This is a genomic window from Bacillus sp. AFS031507, from assembly GCF_002584635.1.
Lineage (GTDB): Bacteria > Bacillota > Bacilli > Bacillales > Cytobacillaceae > Neobacillus.
This window is the reverse complement of sequence record NZ_NUOW01000013.1, coordinates 267,025-292,709: the sequence shown is the minus strand read 5'-3', so window position 1 is coordinate 292,709 and position 25,685 is coordinate 267,025. Positions and strand designations below refer to the sequence as shown.

Genomic DNA, 25,685 nt, shown 5'->3' with positions numbered 1-25,685 from the left:
TAAAATAAGATGGAACTTTCGTTAAGAAGAATTTTGAGGTAAATACTGGTAATATGTATGTACGGTCATGAGAGGATTTGAGAGAAATGAAGCTACAAAAGCTGCTTAAGAATTTGCATCTTTTAGTTCCTTTTAAAGGTGAAGATCTGGAAATTACAACGATCGAAAACGATAATCGGAAGGTGCAAAAAGGGAGCTTATTTATTTGTATTAAAGGTTATACAGTTGATGGTCATGATTTTGCAGAATCAGCTGTAAAAAACGGCGCAGCAGCCATACTTGCGGAACGTCCGTTATCACTTGATGTGCCTGTTATTCTTGTAAAAGATACAACAAGGGCAATGGCTGTGTTAGCTGATACTCTTTATGGGCAGCCAACTAAAAAGCTGCATTTAATTGGGATCACAGGAACAAACGGAAAAACAACCACCAGTCATTTAATTGAAAAAATAATGGTAGATGCTGGTCAAAAAACCGGTTTGATTGGCACGATGTACACTAAAATAGCTGAAAAAACGATTGAAACCAAAAACACCACACCTGAAAGCTTGACACTTCAAAAAACCTTTCAGCAAATGGTTGAAGCAGGGGTAAATACTGCCGTAATGGAGGTTTCTTCGCATGCCTTAGACCTTGGCAGAGTCCATGGCTGCGATTATGATGTGGCTGTGTTTACAAATCTAACGCAAGACCACCTGGATTATCATAAGACAATGGATGAATATAAGCGTGCGAAGAGCTTATTATTTGCCCAGCTCGGTAATACATTTGATCATCATAAACCAAAATTTGCCGTTTTAAATGCAGACGACCCTGCCTCTGATATGTATAGCAGGTCAACTGCCGCACATGTAATTACATATGGAATCGACAACAGGGCCGATATTCAAGCGAAAAACATCCAAATGACTTCCTCTGGTACTCATTTCAATCTCTTTGTCGAAACGGAAAAATTTCCGATCCAAATGCAATTAATTGGGAAATTCAGTGTTTATAATGTTTTAGCAAGTATTGCTGCTTCACTTGTGTCCGGAGTCGAAATTAATGAAATTATCAAGTCCATTGAAAGTGTAGAAGGTGTATCAGGAAGGTTTGAACTTGTAAATGCAGGACAGGATTTCACGGTTATTGTTGATTATGCCCATACACCTGACAGCCTTGAAAATGTATTAAAGACGGTTCAGCATTTTGCCAAAAAAAGAATCTTCGTCATCGTAGGCTGCGGTGGAGATCGAGATCGTACGAAGCGGCCATTGATGGCTCAGATAGCCTGTCAATTGGCCACAGATCCTATCCTCACTTCAGATAACCCTAGAAGTGAAGACCCATTAGCAATATTGAAGGAAATGGAAGCGGGGGTTGAGGGTGAGAAATATAAGATCATACCTGACCGTAAAGAAGCGATTCATACAGCAATACAACAGGCAACAACAGGAGATGTGATCTTAATAGCCGGTAAGGGCCATGAAACATATCAAATTATTGGTAATGTCGTTCACGATTTTGATGACAGGCTGGTAGCACGGGAAGCGATTGAGGGGAGATAGCTATGTATTTAGCTTTGAAAGACTTGGAAGGTCTATTTGATTCTAGCCGTGGAATCCAAGATGATTTTTTGTTTACTTCGGTTAGCGACCAAGCAAACGAAGCGCAGCCAAAAGGATTATTTGTGTCATTTAACGGAATGAATGGTGAGCTCTCAGAGGCGATTGCAAATGGAGCAATTGCAGCTATTTGGAATCAAGAACACGATCTTCCAAGGTATACTCCGAACCATTTTCCAGTATTTTTTACAAACGATCCTGCTGATGCAATTGTAACAATTTTAAAAAGATATATTGAAAAATTAAATGGAGAAACAGACAAAATTATGGCGATAACTAACTTTAAATTTTCAAATAAAAAACTTCTTAATAAAAATAACGAAACATATGATATATCTGTGTTATTAAACGAGGTAATTAATAAAAACGAATCTGAAAGGAGGGAATAAAATGCTCGAGCAAGTTATTTTTTTCACAATAATTATGGGCTTTCTTATATCAGTATTGCTTTCTCCTGTATTTATTCCCTTCTTAAGAAGGTTGAAATTTGGACAAAGCATTCGTGAAGAAGGGCCAAAATCCCACCAGAAAAAATCTGGCACACCTACCATGGGCGGTGTGATGATCTTGTTTTCGATCGTTATTACGACACTTGTAATGACTGGAAAATTTTCTGAACCGACCGTTAAAACATATTTGCTGCTTCTTGTAACCCTCGGTTTTGGATTGCTTGGATTTTTAGACGATTTTATCAAAGTCGCGTTAAAACGGAATTTAGGATTAACCTCTAAACAAAAGCTAGCAGGTCAAATCATTATTTCAATTATCTTTTATCTTATCTATAAACAACAAGGTTTCTCGACCGAAATTAGTATCCCGTTTACTGATACAACATTTGATTTAGGCTGGTTTTTCATCTTTTTCATCATATTCTGGTTAGTTGGCTTTTCAAATGCGGTCAACTTAACAGATGGACTTGATGGCCTGGTGTCAGGTACCGCAGCAATTGCTTTTGGTGCTCTAGCAGTACTTGCTTGGAATCAATCACAGATAGAAATTGCGATATTTTCTGTGGCGGTTGTAGGAGCTGTGTTAGGGTTCTTGGTGTTTAACGCCCATCCAGCCAAGGTTTTCATGGGAGATACCGGTTCACTTGCTCTTGGAGGGGCAATTGCCACTATCGCAATTCTTACCAAACTTGAAATTTTGCTGATCATTATCGGAGGAGTATTTGTCATTGAAACATTATCCGTTATTCTACAGGTTATCTCCTTCAAAACAACCGGTAAACGGATTTTCCGTATGAGCCCATTGCATCACCATTATGAATTAGTAGGTTGGTCGGAATGGCGTGTTGTCGTCACTTTTTGGAGTGTTGGATTAATCCTTGCGATACTAGGAATCTATATAGAGGTGTGGTTATAAATTGAAACAGATTAAAACTTTCAGTCATAAAAAAATTCTTGTCCTTGGTTTGGCGAAAAGCGGGGTAACAGCAGCCGCTCTATTACATAAGCTTGGAGCATTTGTGACGGTTAATGATAAAAAGCCATTCTCGGAAAATCCTGAGGCACAAGGGCTATTAGAACAAGGGATTAAAGTGATTTGTGGTGAACATCCTATTGAACTTCTTGATGAAGGCTTCGAGCTGATCGTTAAGAATCCAGGTATTCCTTATAACAACCCAATGATTGCTGGAGCTATTGAAAAAGGAATTCCGGTAATCACCGAGGTAGAGCTTGCGTATGAGGTTTCGGAAGCACCGTTTATTGCTATTACAGGAACAAACGGGAAAACAACAACGACAACATTAGTCTATGAAATGTTGAAAGAGGATGAAAAGAACCCGCTAATTGCAGGGAATATTGGTACTGTGGCATCAGGTGTTGCGGAGGAAGCAACAGCAGACAATACGATTGTCATTGAATTATCTTCGTTTCAATTAATGGGAATTGTCAATTTTAATCCTAAAATTGCCATTCTTACAAACCTATATGATGCCCATTTGGACTATCATGGGACAAAAAAAGAATATATTACAGCAAAAGCAAACATAACAAAAAATCAAACAGAACTTGAATATCTAATTGTCAATGCGGATCAAGAAGAAACTTTAGAAGTTGCTCGTCACTCTAAGGCCAGCATCATTCCTTTTTCTACAAAGAAGAAACTGTCGGAAGGTGCTTATATTTCCGATGGCTGGATTATATTTAATAGAGAAAAAGTGATGGAAATTGAGAAAATAGCTCTACCCGGCAACCACAATCTTGAAAATATTTTATCTGCTATGGCTGCGGCAAAGCTTTCAGGGGTAGAAAATAGCGCGATTCAAAGGGTTCTTCGTACATTTACTGGTGTCAGGCACCGCCTGCAATTCGTTACAGAAGTGAACGGTAGAAAATTCTATAATGATTCTAAAGCGACGAATATTCTGGCAACCATTAATGCTTTAGCTGCGTTTGAAGCTCCAGTTATTCTGCTAGCAGGCGGTTTGGATCGCGGTAACGAGTTTGATGAGCTCCTGCCTTATTTAAAAAATGTAAAAGCAATGATTACATTTGGGCAAACCGCTCCTAAGATGGAACGGATCGGGACATTGGCTGGAATAAAAACAATCATCCATGTCGATAATGTTGACAAGGCAGTGCCTGAAGCTTATCGATACTCCGAATCAGGTGACGTAATATTGTTATCTCCTGCTTGTGCGAGCTGGGATCAATATAAAACTTTTGAGGTCAGGGGAGACATTTTTATCGAAGCGGTGCATAAGCTTAAGTAAGGGCTTGTACCAACGAAAAGCGGAAGTTCCCGTTTAGCGCACGACAGGACTGGAGCGCTTCGAACGAGATAAAGGAAACACGAAGAGCGTAAGTGATTCGATGTTGACTTATCGTAGGAGGAGTGCGAAGTACTCTAGTCGCTGGGAGCTAGAGCCAGATAGCTTCGTGGTTCTGCAAAGCCCTAAAACTAGCAGTTGAGGTGTATTGTAGTGCCGACAAAAAAAACAACTCCCGATTTTATTTTAATGATCGTAACATTCACGCTTCTGGCAATAGGGCTTATCATGGTTTACAGCGCAAGTGCTATCTGGGCCGAATATAAATTTAATGATTCCTTTTTCTTTGCGAAAAGACAAACTCTTTTTGCAGGGGTAGGAGTCGCTGCTATGTTTTTTATTATGAACATCAACTATTGGACGTGGAGGACTTGGTCGAAAACCTTTATCATTATTTGTTTTGTCCTACTTATTCTTGTTTTAATTCCAGGAATAGGTAATGAAAGAAATGGTTCTCGAAGTTGGATTGGTGTAGGAGCTTTTTCGATTCAACCTTCAGAATTTATGAAACTGGCGATGATAGCTTTTTTGGCAAAATATCTGTCCGAACGGCAAAAGCTCATTACTTCATTTAAGAAAGGTCTTGTTCCATCATTAGGGCTTGCCTTTTTAGCCTTTTCAATGATCATGCTCCAACCTGATTTAGGTACGGGAACAGTTATGATGGGAACCTGTGTCGTCATGATTTTTATTGCTGGTGCACGGATTAGCCATTTTTCTTTCCTTGGACTGTTGGGTATAGCAGGGTTTGTCGGCTTAATTGCTTCCGCACCTTATCGAATGAAAAGGATAACTTCCTTTTTAGATCCATGGTCCGACCCGCAGGGAAGTGGCTTTCAAATGATTCAATCGCTTTTTGCAATTGGACCTGGCGGATTGTTTGGACTTGGACTTGGAGAAAGCCGACAAAAGTTTTTTTACTTACCAGAACCACAGACCGACTTTATCTTTGCAATACTATCTGAAGAATTAGGTTTTATCGGTGGTTCATTTATATTACTATTATTTGCACTGTTGTTATGGAGAGGTATTCGAATCGCCCTAGGTGCACCGGATTTATATGGCAGTTTTTTAGCCGTAGGGATCATCGCCATGGTAGCTATTCAGGTAATGATTAATATTGGAGTTGTCACAGGGCTAATGCCCGTTACGGGCATTACCTTGCCATTTTTGAGCTATGGGGGTTCTTCATTGACCTTGATGTTGATGGCGGTCGGTGTTCTTCTTAATATTAGCAGGTATTCTCGATTTTGAACCTTACCCCTGTTTAGCAGCAGGGTTCTTTTTATTTTTAAGCGATATCTAGTTCATAAGGTTACAATTAGATAACATTCTTTTTTCATATGCATTATTTCGTTCGTTTTTATAGTAAGATAGTTATGGCAATCAGGTGTTAAATAGTTAATGAGGTGGAAAAATGAAAATAGTTGTTAGCGGTGGAGGGACTGGCGGACATATCTATCCTGCTCTCGCACTAATTAGAGAAATTCAAAAACAGAATAAGGATGCACAATTTTTATATATTGGGACTAAAAATGGTTTGGAAAGTAAGCTTGTTCCGATGGAGAATATTCCTTTTAAAGCAATTCATATTACTGGTTTTCAAAGAAAGCTTTCCTTTGAAAATATAAAAACTGTTCTACGTTTTCTAAAAGGGGTAAAAGACAGTAAAAGAATGTTAAAAGAGTTCAAACCTGATATTGTCATTGGAACAGGCGGATATGTATGCGGACCTGTTGTTTATGCTGCATCAAAGCTCGGTATCCCAACGATTATCCACGAACAAAATAGTGTTCCTGGACTTACCAATAAATTTTTAAGCCGTTATGTAAATAAAATTGCGATTTGTTTTGAAGAAGCCAAAGAATTCTTTCCGAAAGAGAAGACTGTTTTCACAGGTAATCCTCGTGCATCCGAAGTAATTGGCAAGGATGGGATTCAAGGACGTCTTGCAGCTGGGCTTAGTACAACAATACCAGCAGTTTTAATCTTTGGCGGCAGCCGTGGTGCCAGGCCAATTAATGAGGCTGTTGTAAAGGCATTTGGGGAATTGGCTGAAAAGCCATATCAAATTCTTTATATTACAGGAGACGTTCATTTTGAGGATGTTAAAAAAGAAGTAGATCTAATTGGAAACCCAAAAAATGTAGTAATTAAGCCATTTATTCATAATATGCCAGAGGTACTTGCGGGGATTGATCTAGTCGTTTCAAGAGCAGGAGCAACGACACTAGCAGAGATTACCTCGCTCGGTATTCCAAGCATTCTTATTCCTAGCCCGTATGTTACAAATAATCATCAAGAGAAAAACGCTAAATCTTTAAGTGACCATGGTGCGGCAGAATTACTATTAGAAAAAGATTTAAATAATAAAAGTCTTGTGAACCACATCGATCGTATTCTCTTAAATAAAGAAAATTTAAAGGAAATGAAGCTAAAAGCTAAAAAAATGGGTGTGCCTGATTCAGCTATTAGACTGTATTCCTTAATGCAAGAGCTTGTAAATACAAATCAAAGGTAGCCCATAATCGTTTTTAGCATAAACTGAAATAAATGCATCTTCGAAAGATAGGTGGTAAATATGGACGCAATAATAACGGAATTGAAAAATTCAAATATAGGAAAAGTGAAAATAAGTGAACCTCTTGTCAACCACACCACAATCAAAATCGGCGGTCCTGCTGATCTTTTTATTGAGCCTTCATCAGTTGAAAATTTAAAACAGGCGATGGGTTTGGTAAAAAAACACAGCATAAATTGGCGGGCGATTGGCAGAGGTTCTAATCTTTTAGTCTCTGACAAAGGCATCGAAGGAGCGGTAATTAAACTTGGCTCTGGAGTGGATGGACTTAAAATTAATGGCACAGAGATTACAGTGGGAGGCGGACATTCCCTGATAAGTTTGGCTACACTTATTAGCAAGAAAGGGATGGCCGGATTAGAATTTGCCAGTGGAATCCCTGGATCTGTTGGCGGTGCTGTTTATATGAATGCTGGTGCACACGGCTCAGATATTAGCAAAATACTGACAAGGGCTCATATTTTATTTGAAGATGGGACGATGGAGTGGCTTTCGAATGACGAAATGAAATTCTCTTATAGAACATCTGTCTTGCAGAAAATTAGACCAGGCATTGTTGTAGAAGCTGCATTTCAACTTGTCGAAGGTGATAAATCCGTCATTGTATCAAAAATGGTCAAGAATAAGGATTATCGAAAAGATACCCAACCATGGAATTTTCCCTGTGCTGGCAGTATATTTAGGAACCCGCTTCCGAATTACGCAGGAAAATTAATAGAAGATGCTGGGTTAAAGGGATATAGTATTGGCGGTGCAAAAATATCAGAAATGCATGGGAATTTTATAGTAAATGCTGGAAATGCTACTGCAGGAGATGTGCTTGCCTTAATTCAACATGTAAAGGATACCATTTACAGCCTTTATAATGTAAAAATGGAAACAGAGGTAGAAATAATCGGACGGAAATAAGAAAGAAAATAATCGTACGAATGACAAATATTGTGTTATAATTACTGATAATATTATAGGTGCAACCTCGAAAAGTAACTGACGGCATGATTTTTCGTGCCGTTGTTTCTCTTTTCAAGGTAACACTATCGAATGTTTGGACAGGCTTAGTTAGCTATTCCTGAGGCAGCTGCTTTTTATTTGGAGGAATTATAAATGGAAAAAGGTAAAATCGTTGCTCTCGAGGATCGTATCCCTCAACTTAAAGAGCAAAGACGACGAAAAGCGAATAGACGCCTTGTACTCCTGTTAATTCTGTTTTTTACAATGATAGTAGTTATCGCCTACACACAATCACCATTAAGTCATGTAAAGACGATAACAATAAAAGGCAATGGAGTGTATTCCGCTGAAGAATTAGTCAGTCAGAGCGGCCTTTCGAATAATACGAATATTTGGAAAATAAAAAAGGAAGAAACCATTGTAAAATTACAGCGATTATCCGAGATCAAAAAAGCTGATATTCAGATTCACTGGCCTAGTACAGTTATTATTCAAGTAAAAGAATATAAAAGAATTGCCTACCTAAAACAAGGGAATAATTTCCTTCCAGTTATGGATAATGGGGAAATTTTAAAAAATCGAGAAGCAAATAAAATTCCTGTTAATTCTCCAATTTTATTTGAGTTTAAAGAAGGGGCAGCCCTCAATCAATTGGTTAAAGAGTTAGAAAAACTTCCTAGAGAAATTTCAAACTCGATCTCTGAAATCCATTATACTCCCAAGAAAACAGATCCATTTCATATATCCTTATTTATGAATGACGGATTCGAGGTGAGTGCGACATTAAGAAGTTTTTCAGAAAAAATGGTGCATTATCCCTCAATTATCTCCCAATTAGATCCTAACAAAAAGGGAATTATTGACTTAGAAGTAGGATCTTACTTTAAGGCTTTTGAAACAGAAGGGGAGGAAAAAGAAGTTGAGCAAGATAAAGGTGAAGGGTAAACATGTTATCTTGTCCCTCGTCTGCCTTGTATTAGGATTTATGATTGCCTTTTCTTATCATTTGACGCAAATAGAAAATAAAAATGAGAAGCCAAATGTATCGGGTAAACAGTGGGAAAAGACACTTGCATTAAGAAATCAATTAATTGCAGAAGAAAAGAGTAATCGAGAACTGCAAAAGGAGTTACATCAAAAACAAGATTTGGTTCTTAAAAATGAAAAAGACCTCTCAAAGGAAGCACAGGTCTTTCTTAATCTTGCAGAGGATGCCGAAAAATATCGTATGTTCTTGGGGAAGGTGAAGGTACAGGGGAAAGGGGTTAAGATTACTCTCACTGACGGTGCATACGACCCAAAAGAAGACAATATTAATAATTACCTTGTTCATGAACACCATGTATTTAAAGTGGTGAATGAACTATATATATCAGGAGCAGCAGCTGTTGCTATAAATGGGCAAAGGCTGACAAGTCATTCTTATATTATTTGTAATGGACCGGTTATTACTGTGGATGGAATTGAACATCCAGCACCATTTATTATTACAGCAATCGGAGACCCTGACGTCCTTTCATCATCAATAAACTTAGTTGGAGGAGTTAAGGACCAACTAGTTAACGATAATATTGTTTTTACATTAGAAAAAAATGATGAAATTGTCCTAAATCCAATTCTAGGAAGTTAGCCATTTTCAAAGTAGTGTCCACGGGATGATTATATAAAAGGTTAGGTGAAAAATGTGGACAACCAAAAAATTAATGCAAGTTTTACATTGATAGCAATCTTGGTCGGTTTCATGATTGCGATCCAATTTCAAACAGTAAAAAAACCTGCTGAACGTGACACACGTGATATATGGCAGCTTCGTGAAGCGTTACTTAAAGAAAAAGAACTTCAATCCAATTTATTAAGTGAAATTCGTTCAAATGAAGAAAAGCTGGCAGCCTATGAATCTAAGCGAAAACAAAGTAAGGAACAAGCTTTAAAGGATACATTAGATGAATTAAAGATTGAAGCTGGATTATCCCAAATTACTGTTCCTGGAATTACCTTACATATTGAGCCAGTAATCGAAGAAATAAAGCCGGGTACTCCAGTTAATAGGGTGGTTTCACCAGAACTTTTAAAAAGATTACTCAATGAATTGAATATGTACGAAGCAAAATATGTAGCGATTGATGGGCGAAGAATTATTAATACGACTGTCATTCGGGACATCAATCGGGAAACAAAAATCGATGGACATACAATTAATAGTTTGCCGATAGAAGTTATCGTGGGTGTAGATGATAATAATACAGCTGAAAAATTATACAATCGGATGAAAGTATCTAAATCTACGGAAGAATTTTTTATTGAAAATCTCAGACTTTCCATTTCAAAACCAAATCCGAACGTCACGGTACCTGCCTATGATAATTCCATTCGTATCCGCTACATGGAACCGACAAAAGAAGGAGGCGATTCTTAATGTGGCTTCCATTCATTGGATTAATAATTGGAATCATACTTGGTTTGTTAACGGAGATTCGAATACCTGAAGAATATTCCAATTATTTGTCGATTGCTGTCTTAGCAGCATTCGACACACTTTTCGGCGGCATAAGGGCTTACCTGCAAAATATATATGATGAAAAGGTGTTTGTTTCAGGATTCTTTTTTAATATAATGCTTGCTGCAAGTTTAGCTTTTCTCGGTGTTCATCTTGGTGTAGACTTGTATTTAGCGGCAGTTTTCGCGTTTGGTGTCAGATTATTTCAGAATATTGCCGTAATAAGGCGAATAATATTGACGAAATGGTCAACAAACAAAGAAAAAGTAGAAAAAAATTGAAATTTTTTAAAGGGAATCATTTAGTTGTGACGAATAATTTAAATATTACTATGGAAACTTTTATTGAACAAAAAAATAGTTGTTGTTCAACTTAAGGAAATCTAAAGGAGGTGCCAAAGAATGAACAGCAATGAAATATATGTTAGTCTTGACATCGGTACATCCAGTGTGAAAGTTATCATTGGTGAAATGGTCAATGACTCGGGTAAAGACTCGTTAAATATAATTGGTGTTGGAAATGTGCTATCTGAAGGATTGCGCAAAGGGTCGATCGTGGACATGGACGACACCGTTCATTCGATTAGAAGGGCAATTGAGCAAGCAGAAAGAATGATTGGGATGGAAATCAGAGATGTGGTGGTTGGCATTTCTGGAAACAATGTTATGCTTCAACAATGTCATGGTATTGTAGCTGTTTCAAGCCAAAACCGAGAGATTACGAATGAGGATGTCATTCGTGTCATTGAAGCATCCCACGTTGGTTCTATCCCGCCTGAGAGAGAGAACATTGGCGTTATTCGAAAACAATTCATACTGGATGGTAAAGATGAAATCAATGATCCCCGCGGTATGATTGGGGTTCGCTTGGAAATGGATGGAACACTCATTACCGGATCCAAATCGATCATCATTAATACACTTCGCTGTGTAGAACGCGCTGGACTTGAGATTGTAGACATTGTCCTTCAGCCTTTGGCGGCTGGAGATTATGCATTGTCAAAGGATGAGAAGAACCTCGGGGTAGCTCTTATTGACCTTGGTGGAGGATCTACAACAATCGCTGTTTTCGAAGAAGGATTTATCACCCAAACGAGTGTCATTCCAGTTGGCGGAGATTATATCACGAAAGATCTTTCTGTAGGGTTACGGACTTCTACAGAAGATGCAGAAAAAATCAAAGTAAAACATGGACACGCATTTTATGATGAGGCTTCAGAAGATGAAGTATTCAGTGTTCCTATAATCGGCAGTGATCAGCATCAACAATTTAATCAACTTGAGATTTCTGATATTATTGAAGCAAGAATGGAAGAAATTTTTGAACTAGTTTTACATGAAATGAAACGCCTAGGATTAAGTGACCTTCCTGGCGGTTATGTTTTAACTGGCGGCATGGCAAATATGCAAGGTGTTCTAGAACTTGCCCAGGTGATTTTACAAAATCGAGTTCGGATTGCCGTCCCTGACTATATTGGTGTGAGAGAACCACAATATACTACAGCTGTCGGTTTAATTAAATATGCCTACAAGAATGCTAGATTACCAGGTGGTACCATCGGTTCATCGACCATTTCTGAACCTGTAGAAAAGAGAGTACCAAAACAACAACAACATCAACATCAACAACAACCTAAAGCAAAAGTAGAAAAACATCCGGAAGAAAAGATGTCATCAAAAGTAAAAAAATTCCTTGGTTACTTTTTTGAATAGGAAAATCAAAAAAGGAAGCGACGAATTAGGAGGATTGTCATGTTAGAATTTGATACAAATTTAGATTCTCTTGCAACAATAAAAGTAATCGGTGTAGGCGGCGGTGGTAATAACGCGGTAAACCGAATGATTGAACATGGCGTTCAAGGGGTAGAATTTATCGCTGTAAATACTGATGCTCAAGCATTAAATCTTTCTAAAGCAGAAGTTAAGATGCAGATCGGCGCAAAACTTACTCGTGGACTAGGTGCAGGTGCTAATCCTGATGTGGGGAAGAAGGCAGCCGAAGAAAGTAAAGAACAGCTTGAAGCGGCATTAAGCGGAGCAGATATGGTATTTGTAACAGCTGGAATGGGCGGAGGCACAGGAACTGGTGCTGCACCAGTTATTGCTCAGATTGCCCGTGACTTAGGTGCATTGACGGTGGGTGTTGTCACACGTCCGTTTACATTTGAAGGTAAAAAACGATCTGGTCAAGCATCTGGCGGAATCGGTGCGATGAAGGAAGCAGTAGATACACTAATTGTGATTCCTAATGATCGTCTTCTAGAAATCGTTGACAAAAGTACGCCAATGCTTGAAGCTTTCCGTGAAGCAGACAATGTCCTCAGGCAGGGTGTACAAGGTATTTCAGATTTAATTGCTGTCCCTGGTCTTATTAACTTGGACTTTGCAGACGTAAAAACAATTATGTCTAATAAGGGTTCAGCATTAATGGGTATCGGTGTATCTGCCGGTGAAAATCGTGCAGCAGAAGCCGCTAAGAAAGCAATAAGTTCTCCTTTATTAGAAACTTCTATTGATGGAGCACAAGGAGTACTAATGAACATTACAGGAGGCACAAACTTAAGCCTTTACGAAGTGCAAGAAGCTGCCGATATTGTAGCAACCGCATCAGACCAGGAAGTTAACATGATTTTTGGTTCTGTTATCAATGAAACGCTTAAAGATGAAATTATTGTTACTGTCATCGCAACCGGCTTTAAAGAAGAAGGTATGCAGCCAAAAGCTACTCGTCCTACTTTTGGACAAGCCAAGCCGACAATTAGCAATGTTAAGAGAGAGCAGCCAAAACGCGAAGAGGTTCAGCAAGAACCCGTTCGCCACACCCAAGTTTCCCAAGAAGAAACTTTGGATATTCCAACCTTCTTACGTAACCGAAATCGGAGAAGATAAATAACGAATCATCTAAGAAAGGCATGGCCAATTATGGGTCATGTCTTTTTTTATTTAGATGATGCTAAAGTTCATTGTTGATTTTGATACTATGTTGATTGGAGCGGAAGGTACGAAGACTCCTGCGGGAGGACGGGGCCGAGGAGGCGGTTAGTACCCGAGGAAAGCGAAGTGCCTGGAGCGGAAATCAACAGGCAGTATACAGAGCTTTTATTTATTGCAACAAAATCTATCTGACAAAATCCGTTGTGAATAGTGGAAAATTCTGTTTTTTTGATTACAGAAAGTGACACACTTCAGCCATGCAAGTACGTTATACTTTTTCGTAAACAGAAAGGAAAAGCTGACAATTTAAAGGGAGGAAGCTGGTTGACTATTTATTTAGATGTGATTTGGGCACTAAATTTGTTATTTGATAGCCTGCTTCTGTATTTAACAGCTATTTTTCTAAAAAGAGAAATTAAATTAGGGAGACTACTTGCTGGCGGTTTTATTGGTTCAATGATAATTTTATTATCCTTTACACCATTAAATGTCTATACAAGCCATCCAATTTCAAAATTCATGTTTTCAATCTTGATGGTGTTAACTACCTTTGGGTATAAGCGAATGACTTTTTTCATTAAAGCCTTAATGACGCTATATATTTCAACTTTTTTAATTGGCGGGGCATTAATGGGGGCACATTATTTTATTCAATATGACTCTGAATTGACAACTAAGGTCCTAATGACCAGTGTAAAAGGTTTTGGAGACCCAATTAGTTGGGTATTCGTTCTTATTGGTTTTCCAGTTGCCTGGCATTTCTCAAGAAAAAATGTAGAAAGTATGGAGATGACCAAAATTCAATTTGATCAAATTGTTAAAGTAACCGTGGAAATTGACAATGAAACACTTACTTTTAAAGGATTAGTGGATAGTGGAAACCAACTTTATGATCCGTTGTCAAAGCTTCCTGTTATGTTCGTCTCAATTAAAAACCAACTAGATACAATCCCAGAAACGATACAGAAACTTGCGGATGATCCAGAAATACTTTTAAAAGGGAGTGGAGAAATCCCAGATGAATGGCAAAGCAGGCTCAGGATCATCCCTACTCGCGTGATTGGACAAGAGCATCAGCTTATTATAGCGGTTAAACCTGAAAGCATATTGATCGAACATAACGGCACTCAGTATTTATGTGAAAAAGGCCTTGTATCTTTCACAATAAAGCAACTCTCTAGTGAAGATGCATTTCAATGTATTGTTCATCCAAAAATGCTAACTGGGCATAAACAGCAAACTGAAACTGTTAAGGTGAGTTAATATTACTATACTCAGAAAAACATATTTTAGAAGGAGGAACACGCATGAAAAAATGGAGGCTTCGCCTATCCTACTACTGGTATAAACTATTAATGAAATTGGGCTTAAAAACAGATGAAGTTTATTATATTGGTGGCAGCGAAGCATTACCGCCTCCTTTGAGTAAAGATGAAGAAGAGTTGTTGTTAAAAAAACTACCGGGTGGTGATAAAGCCGCAAGGTCGATATTAATTGAACGAAATCTCCGTCTAGTTGTTTATATTGCTAGAAAATTTGAGAATACAGGTATTAATATCGAGGATTTAATTAGTATCGGGACAATTGGATTGATTAAGGCCGTAAATACCTTTAATCCGGAGAAAAAAATAAAACTTGCTACATACGCCTCTAGATGTATCGAGAATGAGATTCTCATGTACTTACGACGTAATAATAAGATCAGATCAGAGGTATCATTTGATGAACCTTTGAACATTGATTGGGATGGAAATGAGCTTTTATTATCTGATGTATTAGGAACAGATGATGATATTATCACAAAAGACCTAGAGGCCAATGTGGACCGAAAGTTATTGACAAAAGCACTGCATCAGCTTACAGACCGTGAAAAACAAATAATGGAGCTTCGGTTTGGTCTGACAAACGGGGAAGAAAAAACCCAAAAAGACGTAGCCGACATGCTGGGAATTTCCCAATCCTATATTTCACGATTAGAAAAAAGAATCATAAAAAGATTACGGAAAGAATTTAATAAGATGGTATAAGAAAAGCAATATTTATGGCTTTTGTTGATTTTGGCACCATGTTGTTTGGAGCGGAAGGCGTGAGACTCCTGCGGGAGGACGGGGCAGGGGAGGCCCCACAGGCGCTTAGCGCCGAGGAGGCTCCCCGTACCGCCCCCGTACCGCCCCCGTACCGCACGCGACTGGAGCGGAAATCAACATGCACCCTTACAAACTTAAAGAAAAGAAAATTTTTTTCATTCGAAAAACCTAAGAAATGCGCGACTTAATTACATTTTTCGACAAATATGCACTTGTCCACCATCGTGGATAAGTGCATATTTTTCCTTCTCAAGGAAATACTGTTTTTTGTACAGCAACTCCTGTGAGGAGGGAAAAGGATTGACTCGAAATAAAGTTGAAATTTGCGGTGTGGACACAGCAAAACTTCCTGTATTAAAAAATGAAGAAATGAGAATACTCTTCAAGCAAATGCAAGAGGGCGATATTTATGCCAGAGAAAAGCTCGTCAACGGTAATTTACGACTCGTATTAAGTGTCATTCAACGATTTAACAATCGAGGTGAGTTTGTTGACGACTTGTTTCAGGTTGGCTGTATTGGACTGATGAAATCAATCGATAACTTTGATTTAGGTCAAAACGTAAAGTTTTCGACTTATGCCGTACCAATGATTATTGGAGAAATTCGAAGGTATCTACGTGATAATAATCCAATTCGCGTTTCAAGGTCCTTGAGGGATATAGCTTATAAGGCCCTCCAAGTAAGGGAGCGATTGATGAGCGAAACTTCACGTGAACCCACTGCAGAAGAAATCGCAAAGGTCTTAGAAGTTCCACACGAAGAAATCGTGTTCGCTCTTGATGCCATACAGGACCCAGTGTCCCTTTTCGAGCCAATTTATAATGATGGCGGCGACCCAATTTATGTAATGGACCAATTAAGCGACGAGAAAAATAAAGATATCCACTGGATTGAAGAAATTGCTTTAAAAGAAGGAATGCGAAGGTTAAACGATCGTGAAAAATTAATTTTACGTAAACGATTTTTTCAAGGAAAAACACAAATGGAAGTCGCGGATGAAATCGGGATATCTCAAGCTCAGGTTTCTCGACTAGAGAAAGCGGCCATAAGGCAAATGAATAAAAATATTCAAAGTTAAGCTGTCCTTTGGGCAGCTTTATTTTTATTCTTTTTACTAAAATGATATGAACAATCATATATTTTCTATAGTAATAAAACTGGGAGTGAGAGATGATGGTGAAAATTTCCGAATTCCAAATAAAAGATGTGGTTAATGTATCAGACGGAAAAAGGCTTGGTAATATAGGTGATATAGAGATCAATTTAACCACAGGTAAAATTGATGCCGTCGTGATTAGTGGCAGCGGCAGAGTCCTCGGCTTTTTTGGAAAAGATGATGACGTGGTTATTCCGTGGAAAAATATCATTAAAATTGGTCAGGATGTAATTTTGGTAAGGTATAAAGGAAGTGAAGAGAGATTTTCATCGGAAACAGAGGATTGACAATAGTTATTTGCGGTGACCATTTTTTCGTTTCATGGTAAACTATAGAAAAAAACAAAAGAGGTATGGAAATGGAACCCTTTGTTTTAAAGAATGAGTCATTTTTTTCAATAGAAAGCTGGATAAGGCAATTTCCTGGTTTGGCTGCGGGTATGACAAACAAAAATGGAGGAGCGAGTAAAGGGAATTACAAAACCCTAAACCTTGGCTTTCATGTTGGAGATGACAGAAGCGATGTTTGCATCAACCGAGGAAAAGTTTCTGAACTTCTGAAGTTTCCTCTAAACACCTGGGTTGGGGCAGAACAAACACATGGTATTCATCTTAAGAAAATTTCAAAAGCAGATCGAGGTAAAGGGTCCAATTCCTATGAAGATTCTTTTAAAGACACTGATGGTTTTTATACGAATGAGGAGGGTATTCTTTTATCGCTTTGCTTTGCCGACTGCGTCCCTCTTTTTTTTATTGCACCTGATTCAAGGATGATTGGAATTGCCCATGCTGGCTGGAAAGGGACCGTGGGTCAAATTGCCAAGGAAATGATAAACGCATGGGGAAGAGAAGGAATTAATCCCCAACAGATTTTTGTGGCAATTGGCCCATCAATTTGTGAAAAATGTTATATTGTTGATCAACGAGTTATAAATTTAGTTGAAAATACTCTAGTAGATGTCGAAACATTACCCTATAATTTAATTAATGATGGCCAATACTCTTTAGATTTACGTGAAGTAAATAGACAAATTATTGTCAATTCAGGTGTACCTGATACTAATATTCAGATGACTGGTTTTTGTTCTAGTTGTGATAAAGAGTTTTTTTCCCACCGCCGTGATCAAGGTAGGACAGGAAGAATGGTAAGTTTTATTGGCTGGAAGGAGATTATGAAAAGTTTATGAGGGTTGCAGTAAAGTTTGAACAAATAAAACAACAAATTATTGAGACATGCCTTCGAGTAGAGCGGGACCCTGAAGAAGTGAAATTGATAGGCGTTACGAAATATGTTAGTACGGAGAGAGCTATCGAAGCGTTACAAGCTGGCATAATAAATTTAGGTGAAAATCGTGATGAGGGGCTCCTTCAAAAGTGGGAAGTACTTAAGGACAAGCCTAATTGGCATTACATCGGTTCGCTTCAGACGCGAAAAGTAAAAAATATTATTAATATAGTTGAATATATTCATTCTTTGGACCGGATTTCTCTTGCAGAAGAAATCAATAAACGAGCAGAACAAAAGGTAAAATGCCTGGTTCAAGTCAACGTCTCTGGGGAAGAATCTAAGCACGGCTTAACTCCTGAAGATGCGATAGTTTTTATTGAATCGCTTCGCAAATTTGAGAGGATTAGCGTGGAAGGTTTAATGACAATGGCCCCATTAACGGATGATGAAGACCAAATTCGAGAATGTTTTCGCAAATTAAGAGAACTTCGCGATCAAGTTCAAGCCCTAAATTTGGATTACGCCCCATGCACAGAGCTTTCGATGGGTATGTCTAATGATTATGTAATTGCTATTGAAGAAGGGTCCACAATGGTAAGAATAGGCACAGCGCTTGTTGGTGAAGATGGTTAGGAGAGAAGATAATGACGATTAAATCAAAATTAAAAACATTTTTCTTTTTAGATGATGAATATGATGATAATAATGATGATTATGCACAAACAGTTGAACCGGCTCCCGTAAAGCAAAAGCAACAGCATCTGCCAGTGGTAAAAAACCAAAATGTTGTTAGCTTGCAAAGCGTCCAAAAAACTACCACTTCATCAAAGTCATCCAAGGTAATATTAGTTGAACCACGGACATATTCTGAGTCAACTGATATTGCAGACCATTTAAAAAATCGCCGGGCAGTTGTCGTGAACCTGCAGCGGATTGATAGTGAACAAGGCAGGCAAATTGTTGATTTTCTAAGCGGAGTTGTCTATGCCCTCGGTGGTGACATTCAAAAAATTGGTTTAAGTATATTTTTATGTACTCCTGATAATGTTGAGGTGTCAGGAAATATATCCGATTTGATTCCTGACTTTGATAATCAAAATATGAGGTGGTAATGTTAAATGGCATTTGTATTTAGTTTATTACAACAGTTAATTCAAGTTTATTCGTGGGCATTAATTATTTATATTTTAATGTCTTGGTTTCCAAATGCTAGAGAGTCCTCTATTGGTCAATTTTTAGCAAAAGTTTGTGAACCTTATTTAGAGCCATTTAGAAAAATCATCCCACCTCTTGGTATGATGGATATATCACCTATAGTTGCATTTCTTGTTTTAAACTTCGCTAGCAGTGGTTTAGGCAGTGTATATCGCTGGCTTGCATAAGAATACTGAAACTAGGTTGTGTTTTGAAAAATGAATATTTACCAGCATTTTCGGCCAGAAGAACGAGAATATATTGACCAAGTGTTAAATTGGAAGGATTATGTCGAGACGCAATATACTCCTAAGTTAACAGATTTTCTTGATCCAAGGGAACAGCATATTCTAAAAATATTAATTGGTGAACATGGCCAAGTAAATTATAAACTTTTTGGCGGCAGCCCGGATGTTGAACGAAAAAGAGCCTTAATCTTTCCAGATTATCTAACCGCCACGGAAGAAGAATTTCAAATCAGTCTTTTTGAAATCCATTATCCAACCAAGTTCGTCACGATCGAACATCGACAGGTATTGGGTACGTTAATGTCTTTAGGGCTAAAGCGAGGGAAATTTGGTGATATCCTTAATAAGGATGATAAATGCCAATTTTTCGCTGCAAAGGAAATAAGCGACTATATAAAAACTAATGTTGAAACAATTGGCAGGGCTGGCGTTAAACTAACTGAAACCGATATCGAGAATGCCATCCGTATCAATGAATTATTGGTCGATAGTGATTTAACAGTATCTTCACTACGATTGGATACTGTTATTTCAGGTATTTACCATGTATCACGGCAAAAATCACAACTTTTTATTCAACAAGGGCTCGTGAAAGTGAATTGGACATTAACCGAAAATCCTTCATTTGAATGCGATGTTGGTGATATGATTTCAGTTAGAGGATACGGCAGAGCAAAAATTCTTGCCATCGAAGGGAAAACAAAAAAAGAAAAATGGCGAATAAATGTCGGTAAACAAAAATAACAACATAAGTAAAGAAGGAAATTCGAAGAATGTTGTCGAATAAATGCTTATACATATAGAATTAGAGAATGTATGGAGGTGGCATCAATGCCGTTAACACCGTTGGATATTCATAATAAAGAGTTTAATAAGGGTTTTAGAGGATATGATGAAGATGAAGTGAACGAATTTCTCGATCAAGTCATCAAAGATTATGAATTAGTACTCAGAGAGAAAAAAGAAATGGAAGAACGCTTAAACGATATGAATGAGCGTCTTGGTCATTTTGTTACTATTGAGGATACTCTGAATAAATCAATCATCATTGCTCAAGAGGCTGGGGAAGATGTAAAACGTAATGCCCAAAAGGAAGCGAAGTTAATCATTAAGGAAGCAGAGAAAAACGCGGATCGAATTGTCAATGAATCACTTTCAAAAGCAAGGAAAATTGCTCTTGAAATCGAGGATTTAAAAAAACAATCAAAAGTATTCCGAACTCGTTTTAAAATGTTGATTGAAGCTCAGCTTGATATGTTGAACACGGATGATTGGGATCATTTATTAGAGTATGAGGTAGATGCGACAGAGCTAAAAATTCATCAAGAAGAAGATTCATTAGCTTGACGAAATGCGTTTTTTTAGCATATAATTTCTTAACAGTTATAAAGAATGGTCAATGACGATGAAAGGGAAAGTACAATTTTCTATGGCTTTTTAAAAGCGAGTCGGGGGTGGTGGAAGCCCGGTAAAGTTGGAAATTGGAAAATCACCCTCGAGTTCCAGGTCGAACCTCCTTCTTTAAGGAAAGTAGGCTTAGGCGTTTTATTCACGTTACGAATGTTTAAGAGGATAGAACGATTATTTCGTACTATTTATCAGGGTGGTACCGCGGGAATAAAACCTTCTCGTCCCTATTTTGGGATGAGAGGGTTTTTTTGTTTGTCTATTGGCTATTCTTTGTTATATGAAGAGGATTACAGGAGGAAGAAGAGATGGAATATAAAAATACGTTATTAATGCCGCAAACTGAATTTCCGATGCGTGGTAATCTTCCACAAAGAGAACCTGAGATTCAGGCAAAATGGGAAGAGATGAATATTTATAAAAAAGTACAGGAACGGACCAAAGGACGTCCTATGTTTGTTTTACATGATGGGCCTCCGTATGCTAATGGTGATATCCATATGGGCCATGCCCTTAATAAAATTTTAAAAGATATGATTGTCCGTTATAAATCTATGAGTGGTTATCATGCACCATACGTACCTGGCTGGGATACACATGGACTCCCTATTGAGCAGGCGTTAACCAATAAGGGAGTGAAACGCAAAGAAATGACGGTTGCAGAATTCCGTCAACTTTGTACAAAATATGCTCTTGAACAAATTGATAATCAACGTGAACAATTTAAACGTCTTGGTGTACGTGGTGACTGGGAAAATCCTTATATTACTCTTAACCCAGCATATGAAGCACAACAAATTAAGGTTTTCGGTGAAATGGCCAAAAAAGGTTATATTTATAAAGGTCTTAAGCCTGTCTATTGGTCCCCTTCAAGTGAATCAGCACTTGCAGAAGCAGAGATTGAATATCAGGACAAGAAGTCTGCATCCATTTATGTGGGTTTTAAGGTTAAGGATGGAAAAGGCGTTCTTGACTCGGATACCCAAATTATTATCTGGACGACAACTCCATGGACAATTCCTGCAAACTTAGGAATTTCAGTGCATCCTGACTTAACATATGTGGTGGTATCTGCAAATGAAAACAAATACCTAGTTGCTGAAGCTCTTCTGGAAGAAGTTTCGAAGCTTATTGGCTGGGAAGAAGCAACAGTTATTAAGAAGGTAAAAGGAAATGAATTAGAGCATATTCTTGCCATCCATCCTCTATATGGTCGTGATTCATTGGTCATGTTAGGTGAACATGTAACAACTGATGCCGGTACTGGATGCGTTCATACTGCACCAGGCCACGGGGAGGATGACTTCTTTGTAGGTCAAAAATACGGTTTAGAAGTATTATGCCCTGTAGATGATAAAGGCGTGATGACAAGTGAAGCACCGGGCTTTGAAGGATTATTTTACGATAAAGCTAATAAACCAATTACACAAGCGTTAGAAGATGCAGGTGCACTACTTAAGCTTTCGTTTATAACTCACTCTTATCCGCACGACTGGAGAACGAAGAAGCCGGTTATCTTCCGTGCTACAGCCCAGTGGTTTGCTTCTATTAAGGATTTCCGCAATGAATTACTCGATGCGGTGAAGGAAACTAAGTGGATTCCTGCCTGGGGAGAAACGCGGTTATTTAATATGGTGCGTGACCGTGGGGACTGGTGTATTTCCCGTCAACGTGTCTGGGGGGTACCAATTCCTGTTTTTTACGCAGAAAATGGGGAAGTAATCATCACTGATGAAACGATCAATCATGTTTCAGATTTATTCCGTGAGTTTGGTTCTAATATTTGGTTTGAACGTGAGGCAAAAGATTTACTTCCGGAGGGCTTTACCCATCAAGGAAGTCCAAACGGAACATTTACAAAAGAAACGGATATCATGGACGTGTGGTTTGATTCAGGTTCATCACATCAAGCAGTGTTACTTGAAAGAGATGATTTAGTTCGACCTGCCGACCTTTATCTTGAAGGCTCTGATCAGTATCGTGGCTGGTTTAACTCGTCATTATCAACTGCGGTAGCTGTGACAGGTGAAGCACCTTATAAAGGAGTATTAAGCCACGGCTTTGCTCTTGACGGTGAAGGTAGAAAGATGAGTAAATCAATCGGAAATGTAGTGATCCCTGCAAAAGTGATGAATCAATTAGGAGCAGATATCTTACGCCTTTGGGTTGCTTCCGTTGATTATCAAGCAGATGTTCGTGTTTCCGATGCTATTTTGAAACAGGTTGCTGAAGTGTATCGTAAAATTCGTAATACTTTCCGTTTCTTATTGGGGAATTTAGCAGACTTTACTCCTGCTGATAGAGTTTCTTATGAAAATCTACGGGAAGTCGATCAATTCATGCTTGTTAAATTAAATAAGCTGATTAAAAATGTTCGTAATGCTTATGAAAACTATGAATTTGCAGGTATTTATCATGCGATTAATAATTTCTGTACCCTTGATTTAAGTTCATTCTATCTAGATTTTGCAAAAGATGTCCTTTATATTGAGGCTACAGATAATCATGAGCGTCGTGCGATCCAGACAGTTTTATATGAATCACTTCTCGCTTTAACTAAGTTGGTTTCGCCAATTCTGTCCCATACAGCTGATGAAGTGTGGAAATTCATTCCATCTGTAACAGAAGAAAGTGTTCAATTGACTGACCTTCCAGAATACCAGGAGTTGAGCAATACAAATGTTTTGGAAGAAAAGTGGACTGAATTCATGAATCTGCGTGATGATGTGTTAAAAGCACTTGAAGAAGCCCGTAATCAAAAGGTGATTGGAAAATCGTTAACCGCAAAAGTAACCCTTTATGTTAATGAAAAATCGAGACAGCTATTAGATTCTATTGATGAAAATATGAAACAGTTGTTTATTATCTCAGGCTTCGAAGTGGCGGGAACATATGAGGAAGCACCTGATCATGCGGTGAAATTAGAAACTGCAGCCATTGTTATTACGAAAGCTGAGGGAGAAACATGTGATCGATGCTGGATTGTTACACCAGAAGTGGGTCAAAATCCAGAACATTCCACACTTTGCAACCGTTGTGCCGACGTAGTAAAAGAAAACTATACCCATTTAGCATAAATAAAACGAAGCCCTGTGCAAAATGCACAGGGCTTTTAATTTTTTCCTTCTCCGTTAATTGTTGTAGTTGTTGTCAAATGTTTTTCCGAGTTAAGAAATAGTTGACGGAAATAATAAGACAAATGAGTAACGGAGGTAACAACTATGAATGCCACGCAGGAAAAGCTGTTCTTTGAACTCCGTCAAACGAAAGAAGAAATCGAGTATTCGTTAAAAAATAAACAAGTAAAAAATTGGTTTACAACCATTTTGGAAGAAGAATTGTCAGATACTATTACAGCAATCCGAAAATTGGAAAATGGGAATTTTGGGCAATGTGAAATTTCCGGTGAATTTTTATCCGCTGATTTATTAAACATGATTCCGACATTAAAATCACAAAGAGACTCAGAGTATTTGGAAAGTTACTTCAAAAAATCAATTTACCATTCTTAATTAATAATGTTCCATTTTCGTTTAGCGAAAAAGTATGCTAAAATGCTTAAGAAGTATGAAAAGCGAAAGCACCTAGAATTGTAATTCTAGGTTGATGTGGAGGTATTTCTTAGTGTTTTATTACTTAATTGCTCTTTTTGTTATTTTATTAGATCAAATTACGAAATGGTTAATTGTAAGCAACATGTATCTAGGAGAAAGTATTACCATCATTGATAAAATTTTCTATATTACTTCTCATCGAAATCGGGGAGCTGCATGGGGGATATTACAAGGTCAAATGTGGCTTTTTTATGTAATTACTGTCATTGTAATAGTTGCTATTATGTATTATCTTTACAAAGCAGTAAAAGGAAAATGGCTGCTAGGGTTATCGTTAGCATTAATGCTCGGAGGCGCCATAGGCAATTTTATTGACCGTGTGATTCGTAAGGAAGTTGTCGACTTCATTCATACGTATGTTTTTGGCTATAATTTCCCAGTCTTTAATATCGCGGACTCAGCTTTAGTGATCGGTGTCATCATGTTAATGATTCAAATGTTGTTAGAAGAGAGAGAATCAAAGGAGAAATCATATGGAGAAAATGGAACACACCATTCTTGAGGAGCAAAAAGGAGATCGGATTGATAAGGTGATCTCAAGCTTTGATGAAGAATGGTCCCGAACACAAGTACAGCAATGGATAAAAGAAGGTAATGTCCTTGTGAATGGACAACAGATTAAAACCAATTATAAATGCAGCACAAATGATCAAATTGAGATCACAATACCAGACCCAGAAGAACTAGATGTTTTACCTGAAGATCTAAACTTAGAAATTTTTTATGAAGATAAAGATGTATTGGTTGTAAATAAACCAAGAGGGATGGTTGTTCATCCAGCACCAGGGCATTTGTCAGGGACATTAGTCAATGGTTTAATGTTCCACTGTAAGGATTTATCGGGTATTAATGGTGTATTAAGACCCGGGATTGTTCACCGGATTGATAAAGATACTACTGGGCTGTTGATGGTGGCCAAAAATGATATGGCTCACGAAAGCCTTGTCAATCAATTGGTGGCTAAAACTGTTACTCGTAAATATAAAGCGATTGTCCATGGTGTCATTCCACATGACTTTGGAACTGTTGATGCTCCGCTAGGCAGGGATACAAAAGATCGCCAAAGCATGACAGTTGTTGACCACGGAAAACATGCTGTCACTCATTTCCATGTGATTGAACGGTTTAAAGACTTTACTTTTGTAGAGTGCCAATTAGAAACTGGACGAACACACCAAATTCGTGTTCATATGAAATATATTGGCTATCCGCTCGCTGGTGATCCAAAATATGGGCCGAAAAAAACACTGGACATAGAAGGACAAGCCTTGCATGCAGGTGTGCTCGGATTTAACCACCCGAGAACTAACGAATATTTAGAATTTGAAGCTCCACTTCCAGAAGATATCGAATTGTTGCTAACTCAGCTTCGAAATAATCGTTGACATAGTCGTTTATTTAAAGTAAG

27 protein-coding genes and 1 other annotated feature are annotated in these 25,685 nt (G+C 38.0%); all 27 genes read left to right on the top strand.

All coding sequences use genetic code 11. The annotated features are described in order from the left end of the window. Positions 1-86 precede the first annotated feature (86 nt). The 27 genes from COE25_RS13975 (at position 87) to COE25_RS13835 (ending at position 25,662) form a co-directional block, all read left to right on the top strand. Entirely contained in the window at positions 87-1,547 is a 1,461-nt protein-coding gene (locus COE25_RS13975; RefSeq protein WP_098933048.1) for a UDP-N-acetylmuramoyl-L-alanyl-D-glutamate--2,6-diaminopimelate ligase, read from the top strand. 2 nt (positions 1,548-1,549) lie between these two features. Further along, positions 1,550-1,993, top strand: a complete 444-nt coding sequence (locus tag COE25_RS13970) for a hypothetical protein (RefSeq protein WP_098933047.1) — start codon at positions 1,550-1,552, stop codon at positions 1,991-1,993. A 1-nt stretch (position 1,994) separates the two neighbouring features. Continuing rightward, positions 1,995-2,969, top strand: a complete 975-nt coding sequence (gene mraY / locus COE25_RS13965) for a phospho-N-acetylmuramoyl-pentapeptide-transferase (RefSeq protein ID WP_088086302.1) — start codon at positions 1,995-1,997, stop codon at positions 2,967-2,969. A 1-nt stretch (position 2,970) separates the two neighbouring features. Then, positions 2,971-4,323 (top strand): UDP-N-acetylmuramoyl-L-alanine--D-glutamate ligase, encoded by a 1,353-nt coding sequence (murD, locus tag COE25_RS13960; RefSeq protein WP_098933046.1) that lies wholly within the window; start codon positions 2,971-2,973, stop codon positions 4,321-4,323. A 210-nt stretch (positions 4,324-4,533) separates the two neighbouring features. After that, on the top strand, positions 4,534-5,634 hold the full coding sequence (gene spoVE, locus COE25_RS13955; RefSeq protein ID WP_088086304.1) for a stage V sporulation protein E: 1,101 nt from the start codon (positions 4,534-4,536) through the stop codon (positions 5,632-5,634). A 163-nt stretch (positions 5,635-5,797) separates the two neighbouring features. Then, positions 5,798-6,901 carry an undecaprenyldiphospho-muramoylpentapeptide beta-N-acetylglucosaminyltransferase gene (gene murG / locus COE25_RS13950; protein ID WP_098933045.1) on the top strand — a complete coding sequence of 368 codons (1,104 nt, stop codon included), beginning with the start codon at positions 5,798-5,800 and terminating at the stop codon, positions 6,899-6,901. Positions 6,902-6,961: 60 nt separating this feature from the next. After that, on the top strand, positions 6,962-7,870 hold the full coding sequence (gene murB / locus COE25_RS13945; RefSeq protein ID WP_098933044.1) for a UDP-N-acetylmuramate dehydrogenase: 909 nt from the start codon (positions 6,962-6,964) through the stop codon (positions 7,868-7,870). Positions 7,871-8,065: 195 nt separating this feature from the next. Next, positions 8,066-8,857: a cell division protein FtsQ/DivIB gene (locus tag COE25_RS13940; RefSeq protein ID WP_098933043.1), complete on the top strand. Its 792-nt coding sequence runs from the start codon at positions 8,066-8,068 to the stop codon at positions 8,855-8,857. Beyond that, positions 8,832-9,542, top strand: coding sequence for a DUF881 domain-containing protein (locus tag COE25_RS13935; protein WP_088086308.1), 711 nt, complete (start codon positions 8,832-8,834; stop codon positions 9,540-9,542). The genes COE25_RS13940 and COE25_RS13935 overlap by 26 nt, the downstream gene beginning before the upstream one ends. A gap of 54 nt (positions 9,543-9,596) precedes the next feature. Continuing rightward, a complete protein-coding gene (locus tag COE25_RS13930) occupies positions 9,597-10,328 on the top strand; it encodes a DUF881 domain-containing protein (RefSeq protein WP_088086309.1) in 732 nt (243 codons plus the stop codon). Then, the gene (locus tag COE25_RS13925) at positions 10,328-10,690 is read left to right on the top strand and encodes a small basic family protein (protein WP_066252602.1); all 363 of its coding nucleotides are present in this window, start codon (positions 10,328-10,330) and stop codon (positions 10,688-10,690) included. The genes COE25_RS13930 and COE25_RS13925 overlap by 1 nt, the downstream gene beginning before the upstream one ends. Positions 10,691-10,810: 120 nt before the next feature. Next, positions 10,811-12,121 (top strand): cell division protein FtsA, encoded by a 1,311-nt coding sequence (gene ftsA / locus COE25_RS13920; RefSeq protein WP_098933042.1) that lies wholly within the window; start codon positions 10,811-10,813, stop codon positions 12,119-12,121. Positions 12,122-12,160: 39 nt separating this feature from the next. After that, complete coding sequence (ftsZ, locus tag COE25_RS13915) at positions 12,161-13,297, top strand: cell division protein FtsZ (RefSeq protein WP_098933041.1); 1,137 nt, start codon at positions 12,161-12,163, stop codon at positions 13,295-13,297. Between the two features lie 369 nt (positions 13,298-13,666). Next, positions 13,667-14,605: a sigma-E processing peptidase SpoIIGA gene (spoIIGA, locus tag COE25_RS13910; protein ID WP_098933040.1), complete on the top strand. Its 939-nt coding sequence runs from the start codon at positions 13,667-13,669 to the stop codon at positions 14,603-14,605. A gap of 44 nt (positions 14,606-14,649) precedes the next feature. Continuing rightward, on the top strand, positions 14,650-15,369 hold the full coding sequence (gene sigE / locus COE25_RS13905; RefSeq protein ID WP_088086313.1) for an RNA polymerase sporulation sigma factor SigE: 720 nt from the start codon (positions 14,650-14,652) through the stop codon (positions 15,367-15,369). Positions 15,370-15,729: 360 nt separating this feature from the next. After that, entirely contained in the window at positions 15,730-16,509 is a 780-nt protein-coding gene (sigG, locus tag COE25_RS13895; RefSeq protein ID WP_026566385.1) for an RNA polymerase sporulation sigma factor SigG, read from the top strand. A gap of 95 nt (positions 16,510-16,604) precedes the next feature. After that, positions 16,605-16,874 carry a YlmC/YmxH family sporulation protein gene (locus tag COE25_RS13890; RefSeq protein WP_088086314.1) on the top strand — a complete coding sequence of 90 codons (270 nt, stop codon included), beginning with the start codon at positions 16,605-16,607 and terminating at the stop codon, positions 16,872-16,874. 71 nt (positions 16,875-16,945) lie between these two features. After that, the gene (pgeF, locus tag COE25_RS13885; protein WP_098933038.1) at positions 16,946-17,773 is read left to right on the top strand and encodes a peptidoglycan editing factor PgeF; all 828 of its coding nucleotides are present in this window, start codon (positions 16,946-16,948) and stop codon (positions 17,771-17,773) included. Next, positions 17,770-18,447, top strand: coding sequence for a YggS family pyridoxal phosphate-dependent enzyme (locus tag COE25_RS13880; protein ID WP_098933037.1), 678 nt, complete (start codon positions 17,770-17,772; stop codon positions 18,445-18,447). Before pgeF ends, COE25_RS13880 begins: the two co-directional genes overlap by 4 nt. Positions 18,448-18,458: 11 nt before the next feature. After that, positions 18,459-18,926, top strand: a complete 468-nt coding sequence (locus COE25_RS13875; protein WP_098933036.1) for a cell division protein SepF — start codon at positions 18,459-18,461, stop codon at positions 18,924-18,926. Between the two features lie 6 nt (positions 18,927-18,932). Beyond that, positions 18,933-19,196 carry a YggT family protein gene (locus COE25_RS13870; RefSeq protein ID WP_088086318.1) on the top strand — a complete coding sequence of 88 codons (264 nt, stop codon included), beginning with the start codon at positions 18,933-18,935 and terminating at the stop codon, positions 19,194-19,196. 30 nt (positions 19,197-19,226) lie between these two features. After that, on the top strand, positions 19,227-20,000 hold the full coding sequence (locus tag COE25_RS13865) for a YlmH family RNA-binding protein (protein WP_088086319.1): 774 nt from the start codon (positions 19,227-19,229) through the stop codon (positions 19,998-20,000). A gap of 87 nt (positions 20,001-20,087) precedes the next feature. After that, entirely contained in the window at positions 20,088-20,603 is a 516-nt protein-coding gene (locus COE25_RS13860; protein WP_088086320.1) for a DivIVA domain-containing protein, read from the top strand. Between the two features lie 49 nt (positions 20,604-20,652). Beyond that, positions 20,653-20,895 (top strand) — a binding site (T-box leader). A gap of 76 nt (positions 20,896-20,971) precedes the next feature. After that, complete coding sequence (gene ileS / locus COE25_RS13850; RefSeq protein ID WP_098933034.1) at positions 20,972-23,740, top strand: isoleucine--tRNA ligase; 2,769 nt, start codon at positions 20,972-20,974, stop codon at positions 23,738-23,740. 144 nt (positions 23,741-23,884) lie between these two features. Beyond that, positions 23,885-24,175, top strand: a complete 291-nt coding sequence (locus COE25_RS13845) for a hypothetical protein (RefSeq protein ID WP_088086323.1) — start codon at positions 23,885-23,887, stop codon at positions 24,173-24,175. Positions 24,176-24,287: 112 nt separating this feature from the next. Then, positions 24,288-24,779, top strand: coding sequence for a signal peptidase II (lspA, locus tag COE25_RS13840; protein WP_098933033.1), 492 nt, complete (start codon positions 24,288-24,290; stop codon positions 24,777-24,779). Beyond that, on the top strand, positions 24,751-25,662 hold the full coding sequence (locus COE25_RS13835) for an RluA family pseudouridine synthase (protein WP_088086325.1): 912 nt from the start codon (positions 24,751-24,753) through the stop codon (positions 25,660-25,662). The genes lspA and COE25_RS13835 overlap by 29 nt, the downstream gene beginning before the upstream one ends. Positions 25,663-25,685 lie beyond the last annotated feature (23 nt).